Here is a 595-nt window from a genome sequence, read left to right as displayed (position 1 = left end):
CTCTCCCAAGTAGTTGGCGAAGACACACTAAACTCAAAAGATAGCTTTAGCTTAGATGAGATAAGAAATTTCCCTCAAGGCTTTTCTTATAACCGCCAAAGTATGCAAGTAACAAAAATTCATAACTCCATTCATGAATTTGGCTCGGCTGCGGCTGATTTTAACGGCAAAGAGTCAAATAAGCAGATGATAAGCACGCTTTTTTTCAACCCAAGCTTTAAAGGAGGAGACGGCAGACAGCCACTAAAGCCAACAATGGATATCTTGGGGGTAATGTGCGATCGTTGTGTTCAGCATTAATAGCAAATGATTTTTTAAAATTTATTCTTGAAATTTGACCCATTTCTCCTAAAAAATATAAACCAAAACCAGAGTTTGTTTTTTAGAAAAAGCATAGGAAATGGTAGGTAAGTTTATATATGCTATTTTATCACATAAATAAATATATAATTAATAATAACTTAAGTTTAAAAAAGACAAAATATCGTCTATTAGATTAAATTAAAGAAGCAAAAAATGAAAAGAATTTTAGTTTTACTTGTAGTTTTATTTTCTATTGGATTTTCCAAAGATCTTACTGAATTGGGAAACGAAG

1 pseudogene is annotated in these 595 nt (G+C 31.6%); it reads left to right on the top strand.

Annotated elements, in window-relative coordinates:
• A pseudogene (locus UNSWCS_RS12205) lies at nt 1-264 on the top strand (hypothetical protein); the annotation flags it as partial.
• Between the last annotated feature and the right edge of the window lie 331 nt (nt 265-595).

It is taken from the genome of Campylobacter concisus UNSWCS, from assembly GCF_000466685.1.
GTDB classification, from domain to species: Bacteria; Campylobacterota; Campylobacteria; order Campylobacterales; family Campylobacteraceae; genus Campylobacter_A; species Campylobacter_A concisus_A.
Note: the sequence above shows the minus strand (reverse complement) of the source record. Positions and strands in the feature narration are given on the sequence as shown.